The organism is Yunchengibacter salinarum (genome assembly GCF_037658235.1).
Taxonomy (GTDB): Bacteria; Pseudomonadota; Alphaproteobacteria; order Sphingomonadales; family Kordiimonadaceae; genus Yunchengibacter; species Yunchengibacter salinarum.
This window is the reverse complement of record NZ_JBBJLN010000001.1, coordinates 130,069-155,232: the sequence shown is the minus strand read 5'-3', so window position 1 is coordinate 155,232 and position 25,164 is coordinate 130,069. Positions and strand designations below refer to the sequence as shown.

General features: G+C 65.4%; 23 protein-coding genes and 1 other RNA gene. 11 read left to right on the top strand and 13 right to left on the bottom strand.

Translation table 11 applies throughout. From position 1 onward, the window contains the following. The first annotated feature begins 107 nt into the window (after positions 1-107). Both bioB and WGH93_RS00770 read left to right on the top strand, forming a co-directional pair. Positions 108-1,118 (top strand): biotin synthase BioB, encoded by a 1,011-nt coding sequence (gene bioB, locus WGH93_RS00775; protein WP_374762933.1) that lies wholly within the window; start codon positions 108-110, stop codon positions 1,116-1,118. Positions 1,119-1,203: 85 nt separating this feature from the next. Beyond that, positions 1,204-2,499 carry an adenosylmethionine--8-amino-7-oxononanoate transaminase gene (locus WGH93_RS00770; protein ID WP_374762932.1) on the top strand — a complete coding sequence of 432 codons (1,296 nt, stop codon included), beginning with the start codon at positions 1,204-1,206 and terminating at the stop codon, positions 2,497-2,499. A gap of 12 nt (positions 2,500-2,511) precedes the next feature. Here the strand turns inward: WGH93_RS00770 and WGH93_RS00765 are convergent, their stop codons facing one another. The 5 genes from WGH93_RS00765 to WGH93_RS00745 all read right to left on the bottom strand — a co-directional run bounded on the left by WGH93_RS00765 (position 2,512) and on the right by WGH93_RS00745 (position 7,963). After that, the gene (locus WGH93_RS00765) at positions 2,512-3,252 is read right to left on the bottom strand and encodes a COG3650 family protein (RefSeq protein ID WP_374762931.1); all 741 of its coding nucleotides are present in this window, start codon (positions 3,250-3,252) and stop codon (positions 2,512-2,514) included. 22 nt (positions 3,253-3,274) lie between these two features. Beyond that, positions 3,275-3,688 (bottom strand): hypothetical protein, encoded by a 414-nt coding sequence (locus WGH93_RS00760; RefSeq protein WP_374762930.1) that lies wholly within the window; start codon positions 3,686-3,688, stop codon positions 3,275-3,277. A gap of 156 nt (positions 3,689-3,844) precedes the next feature. Then, complete coding sequence (locus WGH93_RS00755) at positions 3,845-4,576, bottom strand: Bax inhibitor-1/YccA family protein (RefSeq protein WP_374762929.1); 732 nt, start codon at positions 4,574-4,576, stop codon at positions 3,845-3,847. Between the two features lie 100 nt (positions 4,577-4,676). Beyond that, positions 4,677-7,211, bottom strand: coding sequence for an ABC transporter permease (locus WGH93_RS00750; RefSeq protein ID WP_374762928.1), 2,535 nt, complete (start codon positions 7,209-7,211; stop codon positions 4,677-4,679). Next, positions 7,208-7,963 (bottom strand): ABC transporter ATP-binding protein, encoded by a 756-nt coding sequence (locus WGH93_RS00745; RefSeq protein ID WP_374762927.1) that lies wholly within the window; start codon positions 7,961-7,963, stop codon positions 7,208-7,210. Before WGH93_RS00745 ends, WGH93_RS00750 begins: the two co-directional genes overlap by 4 nt. Positions 7,964-8,162: 199 nt before the next feature. On the opposite strand from WGH93_RS00745, the gene WGH93_RS00740 reads away from it, so the two are divergent. Further along, positions 8,163-8,798 (top strand): arylesterase, encoded by a 636-nt coding sequence (locus tag WGH93_RS00740; RefSeq protein WP_374762926.1) that lies wholly within the window; start codon positions 8,163-8,165, stop codon positions 8,796-8,798. Between the two features lie 32 nt (positions 8,799-8,830). Beyond that, positions 8,831-9,436, top strand: a complete 606-nt coding sequence (gene thpR, locus WGH93_RS00735; protein ID WP_374762925.1) for an RNA 2',3'-cyclic phosphodiesterase — start codon at positions 8,831-8,833, stop codon at positions 9,434-9,436. Positions 9,437-9,445: 9 nt separating this feature from the next. Here the strand turns inward: thpR and WGH93_RS00730 are convergent, their stop codons facing one another. The 3 genes from WGH93_RS00730 to WGH93_RS00720 all read right to left on the bottom strand — a co-directional run bounded on the left by WGH93_RS00730 (position 9,446) and on the right by WGH93_RS00720 (position 11,897). Further along, a complete protein-coding gene (locus WGH93_RS00730) occupies positions 9,446-10,333 on the bottom strand; it encodes a fructosamine kinase family protein (RefSeq protein WP_374762924.1) in 888 nt (295 codons plus the stop codon). 83 nt (positions 10,334-10,416) lie between these two features. Continuing rightward, positions 10,417-11,403: an alpha/beta fold hydrolase gene (locus tag WGH93_RS00725; protein ID WP_374762923.1), complete on the bottom strand. Its 987-nt coding sequence runs from the start codon at positions 11,401-11,403 to the stop codon at positions 10,417-10,419. Next, positions 11,400-11,897, bottom strand: coding sequence for a low molecular weight protein-tyrosine-phosphatase (locus tag WGH93_RS00720; protein ID WP_374763211.1), 498 nt, complete (start codon positions 11,895-11,897; stop codon positions 11,400-11,402). The genes WGH93_RS00725 and WGH93_RS00720 overlap by 4 nt, the downstream gene beginning before the upstream one ends. A 162-nt stretch (positions 11,898-12,059) precedes the next feature. Between WGH93_RS00720 and WGH93_RS00715 the strand changes: the two genes are divergently transcribed. Continuing rightward, complete coding sequence (locus WGH93_RS00715) at positions 12,060-12,770, top strand: NAD-dependent deacylase (RefSeq protein WP_374762922.1); 711 nt, start codon at positions 12,060-12,062, stop codon at positions 12,768-12,770. Positions 12,771-12,837: 67 nt separating this feature from the next. Then, a complete protein-coding gene (locus tag WGH93_RS00710) occupies positions 12,838-13,140 on the top strand; it encodes a 4a-hydroxytetrahydrobiopterin dehydratase (RefSeq protein ID WP_374762921.1) in 303 nt (100 codons plus the stop codon). 158 nt (positions 13,141-13,298) lie between these two features. On the opposite strand, the gene nudC is transcribed toward WGH93_RS00710, so the two are convergent. Both nudC and WGH93_RS00700 read right to left on the bottom strand, forming a co-directional pair. Beyond that, entirely contained in the window at positions 13,299-14,345 is a 1,047-nt protein-coding gene (gene nudC, locus WGH93_RS00705) for an NAD(+) diphosphatase (RefSeq protein ID WP_374762920.1), read from the bottom strand. 108 nt (positions 14,346-14,453) lie between these two features. After that, positions 14,454-16,856, bottom strand: coding sequence for a hybrid sensor histidine kinase/response regulator (locus tag WGH93_RS00700; RefSeq protein ID WP_374762919.1), 2,403 nt, complete (start codon positions 16,854-16,856; stop codon positions 14,454-14,456). Between the two features lie 225 nt (positions 16,857-17,081). Between WGH93_RS00700 and ffs the strand changes: the two genes are divergently transcribed. The 4 genes from ffs to recR all read left to right on the top strand — a co-directional run bounded on the left by ffs (position 17,082) and on the right by recR (position 20,120). Next, positions 17,082-17,178: signal recognition particle sRNA small type (gene ffs / locus WGH93_RS00695), an RNA gene on the top strand. Between the two features lie 154 nt (positions 17,179-17,332). After that, positions 17,333-19,123: a DNA polymerase III subunit gamma/tau gene (locus tag WGH93_RS00690; RefSeq protein ID WP_374762918.1), complete on the top strand. Its 1,791-nt coding sequence runs from the start codon at positions 17,333-17,335 to the stop codon at positions 19,121-19,123. A gap of 48 nt (positions 19,124-19,171) precedes the next feature. After that, positions 19,172-19,495, top strand: a complete 324-nt coding sequence (locus tag WGH93_RS00685) for a YbaB/EbfC family nucleoid-associated protein (protein ID WP_374762917.1) — start codon at positions 19,172-19,174, stop codon at positions 19,493-19,495. 10 nt (positions 19,496-19,505) lie between these two features. Further along, positions 19,506-20,120 (top strand): recombination mediator RecR, encoded by a 615-nt coding sequence (recR, locus tag WGH93_RS00680; RefSeq protein WP_374762916.1) that lies wholly within the window; start codon positions 19,506-19,508, stop codon positions 20,118-20,120. 26 nt (positions 20,121-20,146) lie between these two features. Here the strand turns inward: recR and dapE are convergent, their stop codons facing one another. The 3 genes from dapE to WGH93_RS00665 form a co-directional block, all read right to left on the bottom strand. Further along, the gene (gene dapE, locus WGH93_RS00675; RefSeq protein WP_374762915.1) at positions 20,147-21,298 is read right to left on the bottom strand and encodes a succinyl-diaminopimelate desuccinylase; all 1,152 of its coding nucleotides are present in this window, start codon (positions 21,296-21,298) and stop codon (positions 20,147-20,149) included. Between the two features lie 19 nt (positions 21,299-21,317). After that, positions 21,318-22,160, bottom strand: a complete 843-nt coding sequence (gene dapD / locus WGH93_RS00670; protein WP_374762914.1) for a 2,3,4,5-tetrahydropyridine-2,6-dicarboxylate N-succinyltransferase — start codon at positions 22,158-22,160, stop codon at positions 21,318-21,320. A gap of 120 nt (positions 22,161-22,280) precedes the next feature. After that, positions 22,281-22,973, bottom strand: coding sequence for a pyrimidine 5'-nucleotidase (locus WGH93_RS00665; protein WP_374762913.1), 693 nt, complete (start codon positions 22,971-22,973; stop codon positions 22,281-22,283). A 329-nt stretch (positions 22,974-23,302) separates the two neighbouring features. On the opposite strand from WGH93_RS00665, the gene WGH93_RS00660 reads away from it, so the two are divergent. Next, a complete protein-coding gene (locus tag WGH93_RS00660; RefSeq protein WP_374762912.1) occupies positions 23,303-25,144 on the top strand; it encodes a sensor domain-containing diguanylate cyclase in 1,842 nt (613 codons plus the stop codon). Positions 25,145-25,164 lie beyond the last annotated feature (20 nt).

Here is a 25,164-nt window from a genome sequence, read left to right as displayed (position 1 = left end):
GGGCATCCGGGCGCGGCGCCGTTTTCCCTTGACTTCAAGCGGTGTGACGGCAAGTCTCGCCCCGGTTAATCCCGTTTTTTCCTGGCTGAGAAGGAGCGTTGCATCTCATGAACGCACCCGTGACCCCGGAACCCGCCCCCCGGCAATCATCCGAGCCGACGGACCACCCGGCACCCGTGCGGACGGACTGGACGCGCGCGGAGATTCTGTCCCTGTTCGACCTGCCGTTCATGGACCTGGTGCACCGGGCGCAGTCCGTGCATCGCGCTTTTCACGATCCCAACAGCGTGCAGCTCAGCCAGCTTATGTCCATCAAGACGGGCGGTTGCGCGGAAGACTGCGCCTATTGCCCGCAGTCGGCCAAGTTCGCCAAGGAAACGGGGCTGAAGGCCACCAAGCTGATGGAGGTGGAGCGCGTGCTGGAAGATGCCCGCCGCGCCAAAGCCGCCGGGGCCAGCCGCTATTGCATGGGCGCCGCCTGGACCCGGCCCAAGGACCGCGATCTGGATGCCATCATCCACATGATCAAGGGCGTCAAGGCCGAGGGTCTGGAAGCCTGTGTCACGCTGGGTATGCTCGAACCCCATCAGGCCGAGCGGCTGGCCGAAGCCGGGCTCGACTATTACAACCACAATGTGGATACCTCGGAAGACTATTACGAAAAGATCATTTCCACCCGGTCCTATGCCGAGCGGCTGGAAACGCTGGACGAGGTGCGCAAGAACGGCATCCATGTGTGCTCCGGCGGCATTGTGGGCATGGGTGAAAGCCGCGAAGACCGTGCGGCCATGCTGGAAACACTGGCCACACAGCCGGAGCATCCGGGATCGGTGCCCATCAACCGCCTGGTGCAGGTGCCGGGCACGCCGCTTTATGGTACGGAGGAAATCGACCCCTTCGAATTCGTGCGGACCATCGCCGTGGCCCGCATTCTGATGCCGAAAGCCGCCGTGCGCCTGTCAGCAGGCCGGGAGGACATGAGCGAGGAGATGCAGGCGCTCTGTTTCCTGGCGGGGGCCAACAGCATTTTCTATGGTGAAAAGCTGCTCACCACGCCCAATCCCGAAGGCAATCGGGACATGCAGCTTCTGGACAGGCTGGGGATGCACCCGGCCTGACAGCCGCTCTTGTCACACAGGCGCGGCGGGTGCGGCCCGTCGCCGCCGCTCATACCCTGTTTCGATTCTGATGGAGGCATGACCCATGGTCGGCCAGACCTTTGCACGCGCCCACACAATGACCCTGCCGGACTGGTACGAATCCGGCATGAATCACATCTGGCTGCCCTATAGCCAGATGAAAACCGCCACGCCGCCTTTTCCCGTGGCCAGCACGGAAGGCGTGCGCATCACGCTGAGCGACGGGCGGGAACTGATCGACGGGGTCAGCAGTTGGTGGGCCGCCACCCATGGCTATAACCATCCTCGCATCATTCAGGCCATGCAGGATCAGGTGGCCACCATGCCCCATGTGATGTTTGCGGGCCTTGTGCACGAACCGGCCATGCGGCTGGCGACCAGCCTGGCGGACATGCTGCCCGGCGACCTGAACCACGCCTTTTTCGCGGAAAGCGGCTCCGTTTCCGTGGAAGTGGCCATGAAGATCGCGTTGCAATCCTTTTTCAATCGGGGGGAGCGGCGCACCAAATTCGTTCACTTCCGGGGCAGCTATCACGGGGATACGCTGGGCACCATGGCGGTATGCGACCCGGAAGAGGGGATGCACAGCCTGTTTGCCGGGGTCGTGGCGGAAAACATTCTGGCCGACCTGCCGCGCACGCAGGAAGACGCCGACCGCTTTGCCGAGATGCTGAAAGCCCGCGCGGGCGAGGTGTGCGCCGTGATCACCGAGCCCCTGGTGCAGGGCGCGGGCGGGATGCTGTTCCACGATCCGCAAACCCTGCGCTGGCTGCGTCAGGCGTGCGACGCGGCGGGCGTGCTGTTGATCGTGGACGAGATTTTCACCGGCTTCGGGCGCACGGGTAGCCTGTTCGCGGTGGAGCAGGCAGGCATCGTGCCGGACGTGATCACCCTGTCCAAGGGGCTGACGGGCGGCACCACGCCCCTGTCGGCGGCGGTGGCGCGCACCGAAGTGTTCGAAACCTTCCTGGGCGAGGACAGCAGCAAGGCGCTGATGCACGGCCCCACCTATATGGCCCATCCGGTGGGGTGCGCGGCGGCGCTGGCGGCGCTGGACCTGTGCCGGGAGGAGGACCGCCCGGCGGACGCCCGCCGCATCGGCGCGCAGATGGAAGCGGAACTGTCGCCGCTCAGGGACCATTCCAATGTCTCGGATGTGCGGGTCAAGGGTGCCATCGCGGCGGTGCAACTGAAGAACACCAGCGGCATGGAGGCCATGCGCCCCAAATTCGTGGCGCGCGGCGTGTGGATCAGGCCGTTCCGCAATGTGCTCTATCTGGCCCCGCCGCTCATCATCGGTGAAGACGACCTGACCCGGCTGACCGGTGCCATCGCCGCGGTGATCCGGGAAGACGGCTGACCGCCGCGCGGATCAGGGCTCATTGAGCGGGGTGGTGACACCGCCGCAGCCGGTGAGCGCGCTGTTGGCCCCGTTTTCATTGAGTGTGACCGTCACCCGGTGGTCATGGTGCGTGCCGTCCATCGGATCGGTGCAGGATTCCGGCGTGATGGTGGCCGTCAGCCGGATGCCGTCGCTGGCCGTTTCGTAATGCCAGGCCCCATCCGCCCGCTCCACCGGTGGCTTGGGCAGGGTCAGGGGGTCCGCGCCATGGTCGCGGATCAGGGTCAGTTTGTCCGTGGAAACCGTCAACGCCCATCCCGGTTCCTGCCCCCGCGCCTGCCATATGGCCGTGCGCGCCTCTTCCCGGCAGGGGGAAAGGGATACGCCGTCGCGGGTGATCCGGGCGCGCACACCCTTGGACCACACCATGGCTTCCGGCGTGCTGCCCTCGTTCGTCACATAGCGTTTTCCATCCTCGCTGGGCTGGCGATGAAGGGTCAGCGGCGCCATGGCATCGGGCCGGGGCGCGGTCAGGCTCAGGGCGTCGCCGTTATAGGTGACATCCACCGGCTCCGGCCCGCAGAAATAGCGCACTGTGCGCAATACCTGCGGGGGGGCATCCGTCCGCGCATTGAAACTGGGGGCCGTGGGGTCGGTCTTGGCCGTATTCTCAAGCCGTGAGGGGGTTTTCCCGCCCTGCGGCCCGCCGCAAGCGGCCAAAATGGCCGTGGTGAGCAGGAGAGCGGTGCCTGTGATGGTCCGTAAGGTCAAGAGTACCCCCTTCGTGTGCGTCTCAGTGTTCGAGCCCCCTGGCAGCGGTGCCCGCAAGCCCGTGCAGACAGAGATTGGTATGCAGGGTGCCATCCCGCTTCACGGCCCCCAGCAGAAAGGTGCTGCCCGGCGCCAGATGGCGTTTGGGGAGACCGCAATTGGCGCCGTTTCCCTTGATGGTGCGGATGTCCCACGGGCCATCGAATGTGCCTTTGAGCGGCCTGCCGGTGGGGCGGACGGTCAGTATGACCGACTGGTTCTGCCAGGGCAGGTTCTGTCCCGGCGCATAAACGCTGGCCGCGACGGTGACATGGGCCACCAGGTCCAGTTTTCGCAGCGCGGCCGCGGGATTGCTTTCCGCCACGCAGCTACAGCCATGGGCGGCGGACAGCCCGGCCAGAACCCAGACAGCGGCGATCAGTGGCAAGCGCATCATGGTGTGGAGCCTAAAGCACTTCTGCGTTTGCTGAAATCACAAAATGCCCCGCCCCGGCAAAGCCATGGGGCGGCATCCTGAACAAAAACAGGCCCGGCTGGCGTACCAGCCGGGCCAAAGGGTCCGGTTCGTGGTCCCTGTCCTGGTTCCTGGCGCCTATTCTCGATTGCCGAGGAACTGGAGCAGGAACATGAACAGGTTGATAAAGTCCAGATACAGGGCCACGGCGCCCATGATCGCGCCCTTGGCCACCGCTTCCCCGCTGGACATCATGTAATAGCTCTGCTTGATGCGCTGGGTGTCAAAGGCGGTCAGCCCGGCGAAGATCAGCACACCGGCCACCGAAACGATGAACTGCAACATGCTGGATTGCAGGAACAGGTTCACGATTGAGGCCAGAATGATGCCGATCAGCCCCATGAACAGGAATGTGCCGAAGCCGGACAGATCGCGCTTGGTGGTGTAGCCATACAGGCTGAGCGCCCCGAAGGAGGCCGCCGTGATGAAGAAGGTCCGCGCAATGCTTTCCCCGGTATAGACCAGGAAAATGGACGCCAGCGACAGCCCCATGGTTGCCGAAAAGGCCCAGAAGATCATCTGCAATGTGCTGGACGACATCTTGTTCACGCCGAAGCTGAGCACCATCACGAAGGCCAGCGGCGCCAGCATGACGATCCATTTCAGCCCGGTGCCGAAGATCGCCCCCATCAGGGCATCCGACTGGCTGGCGAACATGGCCACGATGCCGGTCAACAGCACACCGGAGGCCATGTAGTTATACACCTTCAGCATGTAGGCGCGCAGCCCCTCATCATAGGCCGCGGACTGGGCGCCGGGCGCGGTGCGGGCACCAAGGCCCTGCTGCATCCCGCCGAAATTACGTCTCATTATGTGTCTCTCCTCACCGTCTGACGTGCGTTCAGATCATTCGTAATATGGGGTTACACGGGCACGGGTGCAAGGGATTCCGGGTGCTGCGTGAAGGCGATCATTCATCCCGCAGCACCCGGCCCGGTTTCACGGACAGCGCCTGCCAACTGCTGAGCAGGCCGAAGCCCACCGTGACCAGCAGCGAGACGCCCACCGTGATCGCCATGGGCACGGGCAGAAAGGCGAAATCCATGTCCCAGACCGCGGTGACGACCACATAGCCCGCCAGACCGCCCAGGCTCAGCGCGATCAGGGCCGTGATCAGGCCGATCAGGGCATATTCCAGCAGATAGGCTTGCAGAATCTGGCGGCGCACGGCCCCCACCACCTTCATGATGACGCTTTCATAGACCCGCTGGCGGAATCCGGCCGCAATGGCGCCCGCCAGCACCAGCACGCCCGCCACGATCGCCACCAGCGCGGTGGCGCGCACGGCGGCCCCGATCTGGGTCAGCAGGCCGTTCACCGTGGACAGCACCTCCTTCATGCGGATGGCCGTGATCGAATCGAAGCGGCTGGTGAGAATGCGGTGGGCGCGCTGTTCCGCCGGGCCGTCCGCCTTCAGCGTGGCCATATAGGTATGGGGCGCCGCCTTCAGTGTGTGCGGGTCGAACAGAAAGACGAAGTTGAAGCCGAAGCTGCCCCAGTCGATCTGCCTGAACGAGCGTATTTCCGCCGTGATCTCCCGGCCCAGAACGGACAGGGTGATGGTGTCCCCGATCGTCAGTCCCATGGCCTCGGCGGCTTCCGTGTCCATGCTGATCTGGGGCGGCCCGTCATAGCCTTGTGGCCACCACTCCCCCTCGACCACCCGGCTGCCGGCCCCCAGTTCGGCCTGATAGCTGATGCCCCGGTCGCCGCGCAGCACCCATTTGTGACTGTCGGCCACTTCCGCATCCTCGGCGGGCACCCCGTTCACCGCCACAACGCGGGCCCGCAGGCTGGGCACCGTGACCACATCCTCCACGCCGCGAATGTCCCGCGCCGTTTCCTCGAAGGGGGTTTTCTCTTCGGGCTGAATGTCCAGAATGAAGAAGGCGGGCGCCTCGCTCGGTACCTGCTCTGAAAGCTGGCCGCGCAGATTGCCCTCGATCAGGGCCAGGGCGGCGAACAGGGTCAGCCCCAGACCAAGCGAAATGACCACCGCGCCGGTGGCCGCGCCGGGGCGGTGCAGATTGGCCACCGCCAGCCGGGTCAGCGCCCCTTTGGGCCGTGGGGCATGGGCGGCGCCCCGCTCGATCAGCCAGCTTGTCAGCCGCAACAGCATCAGCGCCCCGGCGGCGCCGAGCATGAAGCCGCCCGCCAGTTTCCAGTTGTCCGCCAACCCTATGGCCAGCGCGGTGACAACAGCCGCCGCCCCGCCGATCAGCGCCAGATAGAGCGGTCTGGGTGCTTTGGTCTCCGGCGCCACAATGGCCCGGAACAGGCGCACCGGGGGCAGGTCGCGCGCCTTGCCCAGCGGCCAGGCGGTAAAGGCCACGGTGATCAGGAGGCCATAAATGGCGGCCAGCGCCATCACGCCGGGATACAGGCTGGCCTTGGGCGTGACCGGGATGGAGGCGGGCAACAGGTCGCCCAGGAAAAAGGGCAGGGCCGCGCCCAGCGCCAGCCCCACCGCAATGGCCCCCACGGCGATCAGCAGCACTTGCGAGAAATAGGTGGTGAACACCGTGCCGCCGCTGGCGCCGAGAATTTTCAACGTGGCGATGGTGCGGGTCTTGCGATCCATATAGCCGCGCACGGCATTGCCCACGCCGACGCCGCCCACCACCAGCGCGGCCAGCCCCACCAGGGTCAGAAAGGTGCCCATGCGGTCAATGAAGCGGCGCAGGCCGGGGGCGGCGTTCTGGAAATCCCGCACCCGCCAGCCCGCGTCGGGCCAGCGCTCTTTCAGGGTTTCGCGGGCGGCTTTCAGCGTGGTGTCGGGGCCCAGCTTCAGCTTGTAATAGTGATTGATCAGGCTGCCCGTGGTCTCAAGCCCTGTTTTGGCCACCGCGTCCTGGCGGATCATCACGCTGGGGCCAAGCTGGAAGCCCAGATTGGCCTTGTCCGGTTCGTTTTCGATAAAGGCGCGGATTTCCGCCGTTATTCCGCCAAAGACAAGCCGGTCGCCCAGCGCCACGTCCAGCCGGTCGGCCAGAAGCGGGTCCACCGCCAGCCCCCACGCGCCCTTGCGCGGGGCGAGCAGGCTTTCATGATCCATGGCGGGCCGGGTGCGAAAGTCGCCGTAAAGCGGATACAGGTCATCCACTCCCCGCAATTCCACCAGCGTGGCGCCGCTGCCGTCCTCGATGCGGGCCATGGTGCGAAAGCGGGTGGAGGTGGACAGCTCGCCGACGCTGCGCGCCCAGGCGATGAAATCCTTGGGTGCGCGCTGCTGGAACAGGCGCACTTCCAGATCGCCGCCCAGAATGGCGCGGCCCTGGTCCTTCAACCCTGCCTCTATGGCGCGGGTCAGGGTGCCCACGGCGGCAATGGCCGCCACGCCCAGCACCAGGCAGGCGATGAAAATGCGAAATCCCTTCAGCCCGCCGCGCAATTCGCGCAGGGCGAAGCGCAGCGCCGGGGGCAGGCTGGCATGGCGGGTGATCATGTGCGCCCCTCCCCGCGATTGCGGGAAACCGCCGGGCGGGCGGGGTCGCTGCCATTGATGGCGCGGGTGTTGCCGGTGTCGTCCACAATGGTGCCGTCGGCCATGGAAATCACCCGGTCGCACCGGTCGGCCAGGGCCGGGTCGTGCGTGACCAGAACCAGCGTGGACCCGCGCCGGGCGGACAGATCAAACAGCAGGTCCACAATGGCCCGCCCGGTGCGGGTGTCCAGATTGCCGGTGGGTTCGTCCCCGAACAACAGGGGCGGTTCCGGCACCAGCGCGCGGGCCAGCGCCACGCGCTGTTGCTCGCCGCCGGAAAGCTGGGCGGGGTAATGGTCCATGCGATGGGACAGGCCCACCGCGTCCAGCTCCCGCGCGGCGCGGTCAAAGGCATCGTTCACCCGCGCCAGTTCCAGCGGCACGGCCACATTTTCCAGCGCGGTCATGGTGGGTATCAGGTGAAAGGCCTGCATCACGATGCCCACGCGGGACAGACGGTGGCGGGCCAGCGTATCCTCGTCGGCGGTTTCAAGCGCCATGCCATCCACCAGAATATGGCCGTTGGTGGCCTGCTCCAGCCCGGTCATCAGGCTCATCAGCGATGACTTGCCAGAGCCGCTTGGCCCCACAATGCCGACGCTTTCACCGCGAGAGATGGAAAAACTGACGTCTTTCAATATATTAACGGGCCCCGCGCCGGATTCCAGCGTCAGGGATACATGCTGCAAGTCTATGATCGGGGTCTCGGCCATTGTTTTTTCGGTCCCTGACTGTCACTGTTGAAATCAAGCGGCGGGTCTTGCCGCCATGAGGCTAGGAGCGACGGCTATGCCGGTCAATGCACACCTCCGTTCACGTTCTTTCACGCCTTCATTTACGCACCCGGTCGCGCTTTGGGTCAAAGCGGGGGTTCTGCTGTGCCTGCTGGCCCTTGGGGGCGGGCTTCACGCCGTGGATGAAACCGCGGCTGCGGGCGGCGCCACATCGCCTGAGAGCGGCCCGGCGCGGGTGCTGGCGCTGGGCGACAGCCTGACCGCCGGATACGGTCTGGCGCCGGGCAAGGGCTTTACCGATCAGCTTCAGCGCTGGCTGGCCGAGCGGATGGCGCGCCCGGTCAGAGTGATCAATGCCGGCGTGTCGGGGGATACCTCCTCCGGCGGATATTCGCGGCTGGACTGGGCGCTCGGCTCCGTCGAGGGCAAACCGGATCTGGTGATCGTGGAACTGGGCGCCAATGACGGCCTGCGCGGTGTTGATCCCAGGGTCACCCGCCGCAAGCTGGATGCCATTCTGCAAGACCTGACGGCGCGGGATATTCCGGTGCTGCTGGCCGGTATGCGGGCACCGCCCAATCTGGGGCCGGATTATGCCGCCGCCTTCGATCCCTTGTTCAAGGCGCTGGCCGAAAAGCACGACGTGGCCTTTTACCCCTTTTTCCTTGAAGGGGTGGCGGCGGACCCGGACCTGAACCAGGACGACGGCATCCACCCCACGGCAAAAGGCGTGGCGGTGATCGTGGACAATATCGGCCCCCATGTGCTGGATGCCCTGAGCGGGGTGGCCGATCAGGCCGGGGGCGGCGACTGACGGCGCCTTGTGGCGGATGGAGGAAGGTAACCATGCAGCGCTTGTTTGTGGGCCTTGAACTGTCCGATCCCGTGCGCCAGGCCCTTCTGGCGCCCCGCGCGGGCGTGGAGGGCGCGCGCTGGCAGCGGGATGATCAACTGCATCTGACGCTGGCCTTCATCGGCATGGTGGACAGCCACGCCCATGCGGAAATCGTGGGCGAACTGAGCCGCATTCCGGTGGCGCCCTTTGAAATGCGCCTGACCGGCGTGGGTTTTTTCGGCAAGCCCGGCCAGCCCAAGGCGCTGTGGGCCGGGGTGTCGGACGATGGCGGTCTGACCCGGCTGCATGAAAAGGTCTGTCGTGCGCTGGACCGGGCCGGTGCCCCATATGAGAAACGCAAGTTCAAGCCGCATGTGACGCTTGCCCGTTTCAGGCGCGGCGCCGGGGCGCGCATCGGCAACTGGCTGAATGCCAATGAACAGCTTGCCTCGCCGGTGGAAACGGTGCAGCATTTTACGTTGTTTTCCAGCACCCTGACGGATGAGGGCAGCGTGTATCACACTCAGGCACGGTTCGGGCGCGCGCCGGGGCTGGACGCCGAGGATGAGACGCTGGAAGCGGCGGGGGAGGCGATGGCGGCGGCCTTCAACCGGTAGCGGGCGCGGTCAATAGCCCAGCCGGTCCAGCGTGCTGGACAATTGCTGCTTGTACATGCCGCCGAACAGCCGCACATGCACCAGAAGCGGCCATAGCTGATACACCAGTCGCCGGGTGCGGAAAAAGCCCGCCCTGATCGGATAGGCGGCGTCATATTCTTCGAAAAAGGGGTCCCCAAGGCCGCCCATCAGGTCGATCATGGCCAGGTCCATTTCCCGGTGGCCGAAGAACAGCGCCGGATCGATCAGGCCAGCGAGCCGATCCCCGTTCAGCAGCATGTTTCCGGCCCACAGGTCGCCGTGCACCAGGCCGGGGGCGGGGCGTTTCGGCAGCAGGCGGTCCAGATCCGCCATCAGGGTCTCCAGCCGCTCTGTCAGCCCGTCGCTCAGGCGGCCCTCAGCGCGGGCATCGCGCATGACCGGCATCAGGCGCCGGGCGCGAAAGAAGCCGGGCCAGTTTTCCAGCCAGCCATTGGGCTGGGGCAGCGGGCCGATCACCGTGTCATAGGCATAGCCATAGTGCACCGATCCATCCGGCGGCCCGACCCTGTGCAGCGTGGCCAGCTTGTGGCCCATATCGGCTGCCGCGTCGGCGCTGGCGCCGCCCCGATGGGGGATATGGGTCATCAGCAGCAGATCGGCTTCGGCATGGATCACCCTTGGCACGGGAACCGTCTGCGTGGCCGCCAGATCCCGCAGCATGGCCCCTTCCACCGCCAGGGTGGCGCGGTCGCCCGGCCTTGCCAGCTTGACCACGCACCTGCTGCCGTCCGACAGGGTGGCCAGGCGCACATCGGCCACATCCCCGCCATGCAGGGGTGCCAGTTGGGCGACCGCCTGCCCGGTGATGGCTTTCAGCCGTGCCGCGAGGGGGGCGGGATTCGTGTCGTGGGGCATTGGTTCCATGCAAACCTGCGCTTTCGGGCGGCGAAAACGCCCGCCACCCACGGGACGGGGCGGGCGCCGACAATGCCGAAAGGCTAGCAGGTCTGTACTGCGCGGTCCATGCGGCAGGCCTGCCGGGTGTCGGGGTGGGGGGTATCCTCCAGGGTGTCCACCATGGTCATGATGGCGTCCAGCACGGCATCGGTGCGGTTCCAGGGCAGGAAATGATTGGCCGATTCCAGCCGGGTCAGGGTCAGGCTGCGGGCCTTGGTGAAACGGGCCTGCATGAAGGGCACATTGTCATAGGGCACCAGTTCGTCCGCCGTGCCATGGACGATGTGCACCGGCTGGTGAATCTGGGCAAGGCGCGGGGTCAGGCGCCGTAATTCCCCTTCCAGGGCTAGCAATTCCCGGTTGGCGTGGTTCGCGGCGGCGGGCAGCAGCCAGCGAAAGGGCGGGATGCGCCCCAGATACTGGATCAACCAGCGTTCTTCCAGCGCCGGGTCCAGCGCCGCGGCAAGCTGGATCAGGCCGTCCACCCGGTTCGGATAGTCCAGCGCGGTCTGGGTCACCACGGAGCCGCCCAGCGAATGCCCCAGCAGGATGGGCGCCCGGCCATCGCGCACCACCAGCAGGGGCGCCAGCGCGGCTGCCTGACCGGCCAGGGCGGTCATGGCCTTTTTCGGGCGCGTGTGGCCGAAGCCGGGCCGGTCGGGCGCGACGAATTCCAGCCCCTTTGGTACCCGTTCCATCAGGGCGCGGAAATTGGCGCCATTGCCCGGCGTGCCATGCACCAGAATGACCCGTCGCCTGGCGGGGTCCCCGGCGCGGAGATAGCTGATCTCCACCGGTTTGCCGTCAATTTGGGCGGTTACGCTGTGTCGGCTGATCTGCTTATTGGCGATGAAGTCGCTTTCAAAGTCCAGAAAGGCGGGCGCGCAGGCCATCAGGGCCACGGGCAAGGCCAGCAGGAGCAGACGACGCCAGCGGCGCTTCATTTTCGGCAGGGAAATGGTCGCTTTCATGGCGCGAGTATAGGGTGCGGTGCCGCTTGGGGGCCAGCGGCGTTTCCATCCGCTCACGCGCTTTTGACCGGCCTGTGTTGGCCCGCTTCCAGCGCGTCCAGCAGGCCGTCCGCTGCCTGAAAGGCGGCATTCAGGCAATAGGTGAAGCCGTCCGCCCCGCCATAATAGGGGTCCGGCATGTCGGTGCCGGCCAGATCGGGCGCGAAATCCAGAAACAGGCGCACCCGGTCGGTGCGATCGGGCGGCGCCATGCGGCGCAGATCGGCCAGATTGTTGCTGTCCATGGCCAGTAGCAGATCGAAGCGCTCGAAATCCGCCAGTTCAACCTGTCGGGCGCGCTGGCCGCTGATTTGGATGCCCCGTTCCCGGCAGGCGGCTTCCGCCCGTCGATCGGGCGGGCTGCCCGCGTGGAAGCCCGTGGTGCCCGCGCTGTCCACCCGCAGCAGGGGCGCCATGCCGCGCTGCGCCGCCCGATGGCGCAGAACCCCCTCGGCGGTGGGGGAACGGCAGATATTGCCAAGGCAGACCAGCAGGACGGCGGTTTCGGGCATGGGCATGGGCATGGGGCGGTTCTCCTGTTGTGTGGTGCGTGTGTGAGCCTTCCTCCCCTTGTCAGCGGCTGTCAAGCCATGTGAAATGGCCACCATATGGCGGGCAGGCGAACGGCGGGCCCGATGGCATCGAACGGCAAAACGAGAGATGGGGAGGTGTGCGTGACGCCGGATCATATTGTCGTGCTGACGGGGGCGGGCATTTCCGCCGAATCCGGGGTGGCCACCTTTCGCGATTCCGGCGGGCTGTGGGAAAAGCACGCCATAGAGGACGTGGCCACGCCCGAAGGCTTTGCCCGCGACCCGGACCTGGTGCACCGTTTTTATAACGACCGACGGGCCCAGCTTGATCAGGTGGACCCCAACCCGGCCCATCAGGCGCTGGCCCGCCTTCAGCGGGCGCATCCCGCCACGGTCACGGTGATTACCCAGAATGTGGACGACCTGCACGAGCGCGGCGGCGTGGTGGAGCCCATCCACATGCACGGCGCACTCCGTGAAGTGCGCTGTATCGCCTGTGACCGCGTACATGACTGGACCGGCCCCACGGGCCGCGATACCATCTGCCCGTCCTGCAAGATGGCCGGTACGATAAGGCCCAATATTGTCTGGTTCGGGGAAATGCCGTTCCAGATGGACCGGATTTTCGATGCCCTGCGCGCGGCGGACCTGTTCCTGTCCGTGGGGACAAGTGGCACGGTCTATCCGGCGGCGGGCTTCGTGTCAGAGGTGGCGCGCCTTGGCCGGGCCCACAGTATCGAGATCAATATGGAGCCGAGCGACGGCGCCAGCCTGTTCCGGGAATGCCGCCATGGCCCGGCGGGCACGCTGCTGCCCGCGCTGGTGGAGGAATTGCTGGATCGGGCCGAATAGGAACGGATCATCGGTCATCATCGGCCCCGTGCCGGTGCCCGATATTGCTGAAGGGGGAGAGACGATCATGAGCGACAAGCCAACCCTGCTGAGTGCAGACGAGCGGGATCATGCGGTGCAGGAACTGACCGGCTGGGATTTCGAGGACAATAACAGGGCGATCAAGCGGACCTTTGAATTCGCCAATTTCTCGCAAGCCTGGGCCTTTATGAGCCGATCCGCCCTGCTGGCGGAAAAGATCGATCACCACCCTGAATGGTTCAATGTGTTCAACCGGGTGGCGGTCAAGCTCAGCACCCATGATGTGGGCGGCCTCACCCGCCTGGATGTGGATATGGCCCGTGCCATGAATGCATTCGCCGGTGAATAGGGGTGCGTGCCCGTCAGCCCGCACCGGCCCCGGCCTCATAATGAGTGCCATGAATGCATTCGCCGGTGAATAGGGGTGCGTGCCCGTCAGCCCGCACCGGCCCCGGCCTCATAATGAGTGCCATGAATGCATTCGCCGGTGAATAGGGCGTGTGCGATTTACACGGTCATGCCATTGCACCAGGCGCGGATCAGCGTGCCCGCCACGGCCAGCGTGGGTGGCAGGCTGAAGGATGCCGTGCCCGCCAGGGCCGCTTCCGCCTCGGCCCGGTCGATCCAGAAGGCATCCGCCAGTTCGGTTTCGTCCAGAGCTATGGTGTCGCCTTCCACGCGGGCCAGGGATGCCAGCATCAGCGAAGACGGCCAGGGCCAGGGCTGGCTGACCACATAGCGCACCGAGGTTACCTGCACCCCCGCTTCTTCATGCAGTTCCCGTGCGGTTGCCTCTTCCAGCGATTCGCCCGGCTCCACAAAGCCCGCCAGCGCTGAATACAGATCTTCCGGCCAGCCGTGCCCCCGGCCCACCAGCACCTTTTCGTCCGCGCCGCGGCCATGAACGGCCAGCATGATGGCCACCGGGTCGGTGCGCGGGTAAAAGGGCCGGTCGCAGGCGGTGCAGGCCCGTTCATACCCCGCAAGACGGCTTCGCGTCGGCGCGCCGCAATTGCCGCACTGGCGATGCACGGTATGAAAATGCAGCATGGCGCGGGCCTGCGCCATGACGCCCAGGTCCGGCACCGGGGCGCCCCGCTTCGCGGCCAGGCCGCGCAGTTCCCGTGGCTTGATGCTGTCCGACAGCATGTGGGCCACTGGCGGGGGCAGGGTGCTGTCCGCTGTCAGCCCCATGGCATAGCGCGGCGCGGTGCCATCCAGCCCCAGCAGCACCGGGCCGTTGGTGGTGGCCCCTTGTGCCGTGGCGGCATCCGCCAGCGCGGCGGTTTGCGGAAACCAGAACGGCTCCCCCGTCGGGTGGGTGACGGGCTTGCCGTCCAGCAACAGCAGAGCATGGGATTCTGGCCGGGAAAGCCAGGTGCCCAGCGCTTCGGGATGGCGCCGGGGATCATCCCCCCGATCCAGCGGATTGCCGGAAAAAAAGGGTCGGGGCACATGCCCCAGAAGATCGGGCATATAGGCGGGTCCATCCGGCGGGGTGGTGTTTTGCCGCTCAGCGGGGTCAAAGAGGGATGTGGGGGTCCGGGTCGCCATGGCAGGCCCTTTTCTGACTGATTCTGACTGCGGGTTTTCAGCCGGATGGTGCCGTGCAATCATCGCACTGGCAAGCATCCCCTGTCGGGCGCGATGTTCCTGGGGCGGTCAGTTGCCCGCTTCTGCGGCGGCCAGATGTTGTTCAAGCGTGACCAGCAGATCATCCATCTTGAGCGGCTTTGACAGATAGGCGTTCATGCCGGCATCGAGCCCTTCCTGCCGGTGATGGGCCATGGCGTTGGCGGACAGGCCGATGATGGGGATGCGGCTGTGCCTGCCGTCCTTCCGGCGGATGGCGCGCGTGGCGGTCATGCCGTCCATCACGGGCATCTGCACGTCCATCAGGATCAGGTCATAATGGCCGCTTTCCGCCGCCCGCACGGCTTCGCGGCCATTATCCACGGTGTCATGGCTGTATCCCGCCGCGTCCAGATAGATTTCCAGCAGGCGGGTGTTGTTTTCATTGTCTTCCGCGATCAGCACATGGCCGCCGGGGCCCTTTTCCACGCCGGACAGATGCGCTTCATCCGTGCCTTCGGGCGCGGTGGTGGCGTCCGTGCTGTCCGCCTGGCCGGTTGTGTGGTCTTCATCCGTGCCTGTGGTCAGCGACGGGTGCGGCGTGTTCCTGATGGTGCGCACGCCGCTGAGCCGGGCGCCGCTGTTCTGGCCGTACAGATGGGCCGGGGGGTTGTCCAGCACGTCCACCTGATCCGGGTCCGCCGCGGGCAGGTTCAGATCCAGAGCGAAAACGGACCCCACCCCCACCGTGCTGCGCACCGTGAGGCTGCCGCCCATCATGTCCACAAGCTGGCTGGAAATGGCCAGCCCCAGCCCGGTGCCGCCAAAGCGCCGCGTGGTGCCCGCATCCGCCTGTGCGAAGGGCTCGAACAGCCGTTCCATGGTTTCGGGGGCGATGCCGATGCCGGTATCCTGCACTTCGATATGGATGGTGGCGGGTGTGCCGGTGGGTACCGGTTTTTCGGTGCCGGTCACGGCCAGGGTGACTTCCCCTTCATAGGTGAATTTCACCGCATTGTTCACCAGATTGAGCAGCACCTGTTGCAGCCGGGTGGGGTCGCCCAGCACATAATCCGGCACATGGCCGTCATGTTCGAAGGTAAGGGAAACGCCCTTGCGATCCGCCGCGGGGATCGATTGATCCACCACATGCTGGCACACATCCGAAAGCCGGAAGCCGATGGTTTCCAGTTCCACCCGGCCCGCTTCGATCTTGGACAGGTCCAGCAGGTCATTGAGAATGGTGGTGAGCAACCGCCCCGAAGAGAGAATGGAATCCACATATTTGTGCTGCGGCTCGCTCAGCCTCGTGCGGCTGAGAAGGTCCCCCATGCCCAGTATGGAATTCATCGGCGTGCGCAGTTCGTGGCTCATATTGGCGAGAAAGCGCGATTTGGCCCGGTTGGCGTTTTCCGCCGCTTCCATGGCGTTGATCAGGCGTTCCTCGCTTTTGCGGCGGTCGGTCACATCCTCCACGATGCCGCAGACGCTGACCACCTCGCCATTCTTGTCCAGAACGGGAACGCGGGTGGCTTGCAGATATTGTGTTCCGTCCTTGATATCCCGCTCGGTCTCCAGCCGCCCGCCAATGCCGGTCTTGATGGTCTGGATGTCTTCCGACCACAATTTCTTGAATGTGGCATTCAACAGGAAGCCTTTTTCCTCCCCCAGGGTGGTCAACTCGTTTTCGGACAGGTCGAAAATCCGCTTGAATCGCAGATTGGCCCGGATGATGCGGCCCGTTTCATCCCGCAGATAAAGGCCCACGGGGATATTGTCGAACAGCACATCCTGCTGGCTGGTGACCTCATCCAGCCCGGCCACCAGCCGCCCGCCAATGCGTCGCACCAGCACGATCGACCCCAGCAGCGCGGCGAGCAGGGTACCGCCCAGCATCATCCCCGCCTGAATCAGCGGGGCATAAAGTTCCGAAATGTCGATCTTGGCCACGATGCCAAGCTGGGCATCGGGAATGTATTCATAGGCCGCCAGAACCTCATTGCCGCGATAGTCCAAAGCGCGGGTGGTGCCGGTCTCGCCGCTCAGCGCGCGGCGCATGGGCTCGGCGCGGGTGCCGTCCATGGGTATGGGCGCAATGGTTTTCCCGGTGAAGCGGGACGGCAGCATGAAGCGAATCATGCCGTTTTCCCGCTCCCCCAGTGTGAATTCACCGGTATCGCCGAAAATCCACTTGTCCGACCGGGCGGCCAGCACCTGGCGAATGGTAGCCTGGTGGGCCGCCTGCTGCGAGGCCGGCGCCCCCATGGCCGACTCGCGAGCCAGGTTGGATTGGGCGACGGAGGAAATCAGCCGCGCCTGATTGTGCACGAAGGCGGTCATGTGGCTGCGTTGGCTGTTCAGATTGGCGCGGTACACCACCCACAGCGCCACGGCGCCGCTGATCACGATTCCCAGCGTGAAAATCAGCATCATGATCGTCAACTGCCGCTGCCCTTCGCGGCGGTTGCGCGTTATGTGATCCCGGCGTGACACATGGTCTCCCGATCTGCGTTCCCGGCTGCCATTCGGGTAGGGATGCCCGGATCGACAGCCCCTGTTCACGGCCCCATGGGCACAATGGCCCCACCCCTCATCATGCGTGCATGAGGTTAATAAAACCCCAACACAGCCCGGATTTGCGCCGTTTTTGCGGGGGTGGGCGGGCTGCGGGGCAAAACAGGGCTTGAAAAAGCTGTTTTTGCGTCCCATAAGCCGACCCGGGAGTGCCAGCGGACGTGCCGCCCGCCAATCCGGTCAGGCCCGAAAGGGAGCAGCCGTAACGGGTCCGGTGCGGGTCGTCTGGCCTCCCACCCTTTTCCCCTTTCCCGTATCTGTCGCCGCGGTTCCTTTGCTGCCCGCTGATCATGCATGGCCTTTTTTTGCCGCCGGGGAGGTGCTAGGGATAGGCAGGCGCCCGCCCCCAAGGGGGTGTCGGTCGCCATCCCGCCGTCCCAAGCTTGAGAGCACGCATGACCGAGTCCCACGCCGAGGCAGCAGAATACCGTGTGCTGGCACGCAAATACCGGCCCAGCGATTTTGCCACCCTGATCGGGCAGGAAGCCATGGTGCGCACCCTGTCCAATGCCATTTCGGCGGGGCGGCTGGCCCATGCCTTCGTGCTGACCGGCGTGCGCGGCGTGGGCAAGACCACCACGGCCCGCATCATCGCCAAGGCGCTGAACTGCACCGATCGCGCGCAGGACAGCGTTAATCCCTGCGGGCGCTGTGAAAGCTGTGTGGCCATTGGCGAATCCCGCCATGTGGACGTGATGGAGATGGATGCCGCCAGCCGTACCGGCATTGACGATATCCGGGAGCTGCTGGAAGGGGTGCGCTATGCGCCCACGGCGGCGCGTTATAAAATTTATATCATCGATGAAATCCACATGCTGTCCAAGCACGCCTTCAACGCCCTGTTGAAGACGCTGGAAGAGCCGCCGAGCCATGTGAAATTCCTGTTCGCCACCACGGAAATCCGCAAACTGCCGGTGACCGTGCTGTCCCGGTGTCAGCGCTTCGACCTGAAGCGTGTGCCCGCCGAGACCCTTGTGGCCCATCTGGGCGGCATTGCCGAAAAGGAAGGCGCCAGCCTGACGGACGGCGCGCTGAAACTGATCGCGCGGGCGGCGGAAGGCTCGGTGCGGGATGCGCTGTCGCTGTTGGATCAGGCCATGGCCCATGGCAATGGCACCGTGGATGAAGACCAGATGCGCGCCATGCTGGGATTGGCGGATCGCGCACAGGTGCTTGATCTTTTTGAAACCGTAATGAAGGGTGATGCCGCCGGGGCGCTGGCCCAGTTGCGCCAGCAGTTCGATCTGGGCGCCGAGCCGGTGGTGATCCTGAACGACCTTCTGGAAGTGACCCACTGGATCACCCGCACCAAGGCCGCGCCGGAGGTGAGCGATGACGCCCTCGCCACCGAAACCGAGCGCAGCATGGGCAAAGACATGGCGGCCCGGCTTTCCATTCCGCAACTGGCGCGGGCCTGGCAGGTGTTGTTGAAAGGCGTGGGGGAGGCGCGCACGGCGCCCAGCCCCATGGCGGCGGCGGAAATGGTGATGATCCGGCTGTGCCATCTGGCCCCGATGGAGCCCCCCGCCGATCTGGTGAAAAAGCTTCAGGCTGGCGCCCCCGCTGGCGGGCCGTCCGCGCCTGGTGGCGGGGCCGGTTCGCAGGCGGGCGGTCAGGCACAGGCCGGCGGTGGCCGGGCGCCCGCCACCGGTGGGGGCGGCGGCGCCACCGCAACGGCGCGGGTGCTGGCCTTTGATCCCGACACGCAGGCACAGAGCCAGCCGGGCGACCCGGTGCCCGCCGACTTCGAGGCGCTGGTGGCGCTGTTCGAGCACAAGCGCGAAGCCCAGCTTGCCTATTATCTTTCCCACAATGTGACGGTGGCCCGATATGAACCGGGCCGGCTGGATTTCACACCCACCACGGATGTGCCGCCCACCCTGGCCGGGCGCGTGCGGGACTGTCTCAATGCCTGGACCGATCGGCGCTGGGCGGTCAGCGTGGTTCGCGGTGGTGGCGGCGAGACGTTGCAGGACAAGCGCGATGCCCGGCAGGAAGCCCTGCGCGCCGAAGTGATGCGCGATCCCATGGTGAAAGCGTTCATGGAAACCTTTCCCGGCGCGCGGCTGGCCGGGCCGGTGCGCGATACCACCCTTGAGGAGGCCGCCGAGCCCGTGCCCTTCGACCCGGACGCCGAAGAGGCGGTGGACGCGGAAGCGGACCTGCCCCAATTGTTGGATATATGATCCAGGCCGGGCAACCGGTGCCCGAAACCCGTTGAGGAGAGAGCCCCCATGAAGAATTTGTCCGAGATGTTGAAGAAAGCCCAGGAAATGCAGACCAAAATGGGCGAAATGCAGGACGGGCTGGACGAGATCGAGGTGGAAGGCAGCGCGGGCGGCGGCATGGTGCGCGTGACCATGACCGCCAAGGGCGTGATGAAAGCCGTATCGCTGGATGACAGCCTGTTTTCAGCCGAGGAAAAAGACGTGGTGGAGGATCTTATCGTCGCCGCCCACAATCAGGCCAAGGACAAGGCGCAGGAAAAGGCGCAGGAAAAAATGCAGGAACTGACCGGCGGGCTGGACCTGCCGGAAGGCTTCAAGATGCCGTTCTAGGCCGCCTGTCATGCCCCGCAGTCATGCTACGGATATTGACCGCCTGATCCAGTTGCTGGCCCGTCTGCCTGGGCTGGGGCCGCGCTCCGCCCGGCGATCGGTGCTGCATCTGCTGAAAAAGCGGGACAGCGTGATGACCCCGCTGGCCGATGCCTTGCACGATGTGGCGGCCCGCGTGGTGCTGTGCGACCGGTGCGGCAATCTGGATACCCAAAGCCCCTGTCAGGTATGCCGGGACCCGAAGCGGGATCACGGCCTTGTCTGCGTGGTGGAGGACGTGGCCGACCTGTGGGCGCTGGATCGGTCGGAAACCTATCGCGGCGTTTATCATGTGCTGGGCGGCACGCTGTCGGCGCTGGACGGGCTGGGGCCGGAAGACCTGAACATGGCGCCCCTGATGGATCGGGTGGCGGATGGCGGCGTGCGGGAAGTGATTCTGGCGCTGGCCGCCACGGTGGACGGCCAGACCACCAGCCATTATCTGGCCGACCGGCTGGCGGACAGCGGCGTGCGGGTGACGGCGCTGGCCCACGGTGTGCCGGTGGGCGGGGAACTGGACTATATGGATGACGGCACGCTCACCGCCGCCCTCAATGCCCGCCGCGCCGTGGGCGACGGCGACTGACACCCCGGTCGCCGCGCGCCGGGGTATCAGCCCGCCTTCAGCAGCCGGGTGATCACATCTTCATAAATGTCGGTCAGGGCCTCGATATCGGCGGTGGCCACATGTTCGTCCACCTTGTGCATGGTGGCGCCCACAAGGCCGAATTCCACCACCGGGCAGAAGCGGTGGATGAAGCGGGCGTCCGACGTGCCGCCGGTGGTGGAGAATACCGGCTCCCGCCCCAGACGGGCCGTTACCGCATCGCGCACCGCATTGGCCAGCGGCCCCGGCGGGGTCAGGAAGCTGTCCCCCGACACCCACCAGTCCACATCATGGCGCACGCCCGCGCGGTTCATGCGGCGGGTCAGTTCCTCGCGCAGGCTGTCCGGCGTGTATTCATTGTTGAAGCGCACATTGAAACGGGCCGTGGCTTCCGCCGGGATCACATTGTGGCTGTCATTGCCCACATGGATATCGACGATTTCCAGATTGCTGGGCTGGAAAAGATCGTTGCCCGCATCCAGTGGCTCCCTGTCCAGTTCGGCCAGCACACGCACCAGATCGGGGATCGGATTGTGCGCCTTGTGGGGATAGGCCACATGGCCCTGAATGCCGCGTACTGTGATGGTGCCGTGCAGGCTGCCCCGGCGGCCCACCTTGATCATTTCCCCCATTTCCATGGGGTTGGTGGGCTCCCCCACCACGCAATAATCCAGTTGTTCCCCCTGTTCCGCCAGCCAGTCCAGCACCTTGCGGGTGCCGTTGACGGCGGGGCCTTCCTCGTCGCCCGTGATCAGCAGGGACAGGGAGCCGCGCCCGTCAAGCCGGGTCCGTGCCCGCTCGGCGGCGGCCACGAAGGCGGCGATGGCGGATTTCATGTCGCTGGCGCCGCGGCCATAAAGCTGGCCGTCCCTGATGGTGGCCTTGAAGGGGTCCACCTGCCAGTGATGCTCGGCGCCCGCGGGCACCACATCGGTGTGCCCGGCAAAGCAGATGTTGGGTGCCGTATCCCCCAGCCGGGCATAAAGATTGGGCACCGGGTCCGTGCCCGGTTCCTCGAACAGCAGGCGGTGGCAGCGAAAGCCCAGGCCGGTCAGCGTTTCTTCCAGCAGGTCCAGCGCGTCCCCGCTGTCGGGGGTCACGCTCTTGCGCTCTATCAGGCCGCTGGCCAGCCGGATCGGATCGATCGGGGTGCTCATGTCTGTGCTCACGCCTTTATCAGCCGCGCAGCAGGTCATTGACGGATGTTTTGGCGCGGGTCTGGGCATCCACCTGCTTGACGATCACCGCGCAGTACAGGTTCGGGCCCGGCGCGCCGTCCGCCAGCGGCTTGCCCGGCAGGCTGCCCGGCACCACCACGGAATAGCTGGGCACCCGGCCCCGGAACACCTCGCCCGTCTCGCGGTGGATGATCTTGGTGGAGGCGCCGATATAAACGCCCATGGACAGCACCGAGCCTTCCTCCACGCGCACGCCCTCGGCCACTTCGCTGCGGGCGCCGATGAAACAATTATCCTCGATGATCACCGGGTCCGCCTGCAAGGGTTCCAGCACGCCGCCAATCCCGGCGCCACCGGACAGGTGCACATTCCTGCCGATCTGGGCACAGCTTCCCACCGTGGCCCAGGTGTCGATCATGGCGCCGTCATCCACATGGGCGCCCAGATTGACGAAACTGGGCATCAGTACCACGCCCTTGCCGATGTGGGCCGAGCGGCGCACCAGCGCCCCCGGCACGGCGCGGAAGCCGGCATTGCGGAAGTCCCCGGCGCCCCAGCCATCGAATTTGCTGGGCACCTTGTCCCACCAGGGGGCGCCGCCGGGGCCGCCGCTCATGGTGGTCATGTGGTTCAGGCGGAAGGACAGAAGAACCGCCTTTTTCAGCCACTGGTTTACCGTCCAGCCGTCCGGGCCGGGGCTGGCGACGCGGGCTTCGCCCCGGTCCAGCAGGTCCAGCGCGGTCTCCACCGCCTCGCGGACGGCGCCGCCGGTTTCCGGGCCGATGGTGTCCCGGTCGTCAAAGGCTTGCTCGATGGTGCTGATCAGGGCGTCGTCGGTCATGGCGGTGCGGTCCTTGTTGAACGGGGCGAGGATATGTCTTGAAGCGCGCCGGAGCATAAAGACCGGCCCGCCCCTGTCAATGCCGGGACATGTCAATGCCGGGACTGCGGGCTGTGCCCTCTATTCGGCGGGCGCCCCCACATGGTCCAGAAGCCAGTCCGTCAGGGCGGGTACTTCCTGCATGATATAGTCGGGGCTGTGGTCCGCCTCCCCCCACACGGAGCCGGTATTGACCCAGACCGTGGCCATGCCGCGCTCAAAGGCGGGTTTCAGATTGCGGGCCATGTCCTCCACCATCAGGGCTTTGGCCGGGTCCACCCCGAACCGGTCCAGAAAGCGGTCATAGGCATGATCCTTGGGCTTGGGTTCGTAATCGGCGCCCTTGATGTCGAAGATGCCGTCGAAATGGTGACTGATCCCCAGCCGGTCCAGCACCCGGTCGGCATATTGGGCGTCGGCATTGGTGAAGACCAGCTTGCGCGCCGACAGCCGGGACAGGGCGCGATCCAGCGCCGGGTCCGGGAACAGGGGGGAGAAGTCTATGGCGTGAACCCGTTCCAGATAGCCTTCCGGGTCCACGCCATGTTCCGCCATCAGTCCTTTCAGCGTGGTGCCGTACCGCATCAGATAGTCTTTCTGAAGGCGCCGGGCGTCCCCGGCGGGCAAGCCGGTCAGGTCCGCCACATAATCGCCGATATTGCGGTCCACCTGGGAGAACAGGTCCGTGTCGGCGCTGTAGAGCGTGTTGTCCAGGTCGAAAACCCAGACATCCCGATCCAGTTCCGTGGCCGGGCGGGGGGCGGTGTGGGGCATGGAAACTCCTGAAAGCGGGTTCTTGCGGGCTGTCAATCGGGTGTAACGGGTGCGCCTGACCGGTGGGGGCTTCAAGTCCCCACATGATACTATTTGGCGCCATGGACTGTCACAATAGTGTGACAGATGCCTGAATTGAAGGGGCTGGAAAAGTGTGGCACCCGGCCAGTGCCTTCGCTAGTCTGAAACGGGTGCCGAGGTGTGGATCGCTCCCTGGGCGGTGGAACAGGGCCGGGCCGGTGTTCTCGCCGGTGTCGTCCGGGTGGCGGATAGGCAGGGATTGTATGTTGGCATTGTTCAAAAACGCCGAAGCGCGCCGTAATGAGCGCGTGACCGCTTCTGAAAGTCTTGCCATCCGCGTCAGCGCATATGGTGATCTGCTCGCCGTCAGCGAGCCGGGCCGTCTGTTGGCCGACCTTTGGGGCGCCGGGGATGAAACCCTGAAAACGCTGGTGAACCGCGCGCTTGAGAGCGGCAGCCCCGTGGATGACCGCTACCGCGTGTCGGAAGTGACCAAGCTGTGGTTGTGTGCCGTGCCGGAAGGCGAAGCCTGCACCGTGATGGCGCGGGATACCACCCTGATGGACAATGTGACCGAAGCCCTGATGACCAGCCGTACCCTGCTCAAGCAGTTGCTGGATCAGAGCGTGGATCTCGCCTTTGAGGTGGACGAACGGCAGAATTTCACCTTTCTCACCCCGCCCATCGCGTTTTCCTACCACACCGAGGATTGGCTCGGCGCCCACGCCATTGATGTGTTCTGGCCCCGCGGCAATGCGCCCAGCCGCAACCCGTTCATGAGCCGCACGGAAGAATCCTTTGATGCCATACCGGTGCGCTTTCACGGCGAAAAGACCCGCTGGCTGCATTTCCATGTGAGCCCCATTCTCAGCGACGGCGGCGTGTTCATGGGGGTGCGCGGCACCTGCCGGGACGTGTCCGACAGCATCAAGCGGGAACGGGAAATGCGACAGACCAATCTGCGCCTGACCGTTCAGCAGCGCATCACCCACATCATCAATTCGGCGGCCTCCTCGGAAGACCTGCTGGATGAAGCCGCCTCCGCCATGCGGGATCTGTTGCGGGCCGATAGTGCCTGGATACTGGTCAGCTATGGCCGGGGCCTGGTGCCCGCCGCGGTGGAAGGCGGCCCGATCACGCTGGACGTGAAAAGCCTGTGGCGTCAGGTGAATGGCGCGCCGGGCCAGACCCTGTTCAAGCTGGGCCATCGCAGCAGCGATTTCGCCGGGCGCGAGCAGGGCCCGTTCGAGATCCCCGATACCCTGCCCGGCGCCGCGGAACACATGGTGCAGCCGGTTTCCAGCGCGGGGGAGGCGGCGGCCTCCGATACCGGGTTTCTGGCCGTGCGGCTGGGCAGCGAGGAACAGCTTGCTGGCGTGGCGATTCTGGGGCGCAACACCGCCATCTCGCCCTGGTCCGAGCAGGAAGAAGACCTGATGGCGGCGATCGCGGACACCCTGACCGCGGCGCTCGGAAAGGCTACGCTGACGGACGAGTTGCACCGGCTGGCCTCCCGCGATGAGTTGACCGGGCTGCTCAATCGTCGCGCCATCAAGGAGCAGGTGAACCGGCGCCTGAGCCATCAAAAGAAAACCGGCACGCTGGGCACGCTGATCTTCATCGATCTGGACCATTTCAAGGAAGTGAACGATACGCTTGGCCACAGGGCCGGGGATCGGGCATTGGAAATGGTGGCCCGCAGCCTGTCGGACGATATCAGAAGCTGCGATTTCGCTGGCCGGTATGGCGGCGATGAATTTGTTGTGTGGCTGGAGGATGCGGGCGAGGCGGAAGCGGCCCAGAAAGCCCGTGGCCTGATCGCGGACATGCCGCGCATTCGCGAAAAGCTGGGCCGGGCGGGATTGAAACTGTCGGCCAGCATCGGCATTTGCCAATCCAGCGCTGACGAGGAAGGCGATTTCGATACGCTTGCGGAACGGGCGGATCGCGCCCTGTATGCGGTGAAGGACCGGGGCCGGAGCGATTTCGCCTATGCCCGCGTTGACGGGATCACCCTCAGGGGGCGGCGCACCGGCGGGCTGGGTCGGCGCAGGCACGCCGACGGGGATGGCAATGGCGACCGGTCGCAGGATGCGGGAACGGCGGGCGGCGATACCCCGCCCGCAACCAGCGAAAGCGGGCACGCTTGAGTGTGAAAAGGCAGGAACGG